Below are 2,150 nucleotides of genomic sequence, written 5' to 3' on the forward strand. Positions count from 1 at the left end.
GTATCGAGTGATAGAATGTCGGCTCACCCATCTGCTCTCCAGGTTTGGGTGAGTTTTCTTTTGGAGAAATTATACCAGGTACGGGGCAAAAATGGGGGATAAATGGACTGGCTTTTCAGCAATTGACGCCCTGCTCGTGATGAGCGGGGCTTTTTTTGTAACCGTTCAGGGGGTCGGCACCAGCTTCGGCGCAGGCCGACCCGCCCGATGCGCCGCCACCGCCTCCATCACGAACGCCCGCAGCGACCGCCCCTGCCGCCGACACGTCTCCCGCACGGTCAAGATGCGCTCCACAAAGCGGCTCCCCGCCTCGCTCTGCGTCCCGAAGCTCCCCTTCCGCCACAGCACCGCCGGGCGTAGCGCCTGTTCCGCTGCGTTGTTCGTTGGCTCCACGCCTTCCACCGTCACGAACACCCACAGCCCATCCCACAGCCGCATGAGATCCTCGCTCAGGGCGCGCGCCTTCGGCCACGGCACATCCTTGCCCCGCAGCAGACACGCCCAGATCGCATCTTTGACTGGCTCCAGCGCCAGCGCCATGGTCTCCCGATCTATTGTCCCTTCCCGATAGGTATGCCAGATATGGAACATCACCTGCACCCACGCCAGCACCTCGCTTGCCCACGCCCCCTCCTCGCCGCGCCGCTCTTCGATAGCGCGCAGGTTGCGTTGCAGATGCGCCCAGCAGAGTTGCCGCCACTCGCTCGGGTAGCGGTTGTAGGCCGACAGCCGATCCGACCCCAGGATGCCATTGAACGCCGCGCCCAGCAGCGCTTGCCACACCTTCCCGCCGCGGCTCCGATTGATATGGAAGAGCGTCACCAGCGGCGTGACCACTACCCACAGCCAGTGGCGCGTGTTCTCCTGCTTCCATCCCGTCTCGTCCACATTCGCCACCGGCTGCTGCGGCAGCGCCTGCGCCACCTCCTCGTAGACCGGTTCCAGTGCCTCGCTCACCCGCTCGCAACTGGTCACCACGCTCGCCGGGCTCATCGGCACGCCGAAGAGGTCGTCCAGCGCCTCGCTCGTCTCGCGCGTGCTCATGCGATAGCGCCCGTGCAGGATGCTCGCCAGCGTCGTGGCGTGCGGGCCGTAGCCCGCGCAATCCTCGTCGGGCAGGTCGGCGCGTACTGTCTTCGCGCACTGGGGGCAGCACACGGTATGCACCTGGTGCTCGGTGATGTGCGGCTCGATGGGCGGTATCTCATAGACCTGATGGCGATAGATGGGCGCGGCGTCGGGCAGGTCGGCGGGCAGGGCAGCCTGGCAGTGGGGGCACTCGGTCGGGTGATGCGCAACAATCTCATTGACCTGCTCGGGCGGCACGAGGTCGCGGCTCTGGCCTTCGTGGCCGGGTTGCCCGCCGCGGGTGCGCGGTTTGCCACGCGGGGTGCGGGGTGGCTTTGACGGCGCGTCGGGTGGGTCGGAGGAAGGCGGTTTCGAGGAGTTGCCGGAGTGCTGGTTGAGGCGGGCTTCGAGGTCGGCGATGCGTGCCAGCAGAGCTACCACCACCGCGCGGATAGCGGGTGGCGTGGCGTCCCAGTCTTCCTGGGTAATCTCGGGTAATGGCGGCTTGTCGTACATAGTGCGAATCATACGACAAAAGGGGCAGATGTCAAGCCGCTGAGCCCCCCCTGAACGGTTACAGGTTAATCGCTTCATTGTATTCAGCAATGGCGGCATCGTAGTCTTCCTGCTTATAGTGTGTATCCCCATGCCGGTTGTGGAGATCGGCCTGGTTAGCTTCGGCAGCACGGGCGCGGTCTGCTTCAGCCACCGCGGTGGCGCGGGCGTTGTCGGCACGGGTAGCCTCCTGTTCGGCCTGTTGCCTCGTCTCCAATGCCCAGAACAGCAGCACCAGCGCTACCGATGCCAGCACCAGTGCCATATTTGCAAGCCACCGAAACCGCTGACGTCCACGCTGCTTGCTGCGAGCCGCTACCAGGTAATCGCGCTCAATAGCGCCCACCTCACTGGCGTGATCGCGTGCCCATCGCTCCGCTGCCTTCAATTCCGCATCCTGGAACAGCAACCCCTCCGGGCGCCTCTCCTGTTCCCACAGCGCTGCTCGCCCCCGGGCCATGCTCAGTTTCGCCCCGCCACACCCCCCGTTGTCCTGCCCCCCTGCCCCCCCCCGCCGTTCTTCCGCC

General features: G+C 65.3%; 2 protein-coding genes. Both read right to left on the reverse strand.

Annotated features, from left to right (window positions below):
* Positions 1-165: 165 nt before the first annotated feature.
* Complete coding sequence (locus tag I6U14_RS00600) at positions 166-1,584, reverse strand: IS66 family transposase (RefSeq protein ID WP_296896019.1); 1,419 nt, start codon at positions 1,582-1,584, stop codon at positions 166-168.
* A gap of 58 nt (positions 1,585-1,642) precedes the next feature.
* Positions 1,643-2,032, reverse strand: a complete 390-nt coding sequence (locus tag I6U14_RS00605) for a hypothetical protein (protein ID WP_296896021.1) — start codon at positions 2,030-2,032, stop codon at positions 1,643-1,645.
* Positions 2,033-2,150: the final 118 nt, after the last annotated feature.

Source organism: Thiohalocapsa sp. (assembly GCF_019695415.1).
Classification (GTDB): Bacteria; Pseudomonadota; Gammaproteobacteria; order Chromatiales; family Chromatiaceae; genus Thiohalocapsa.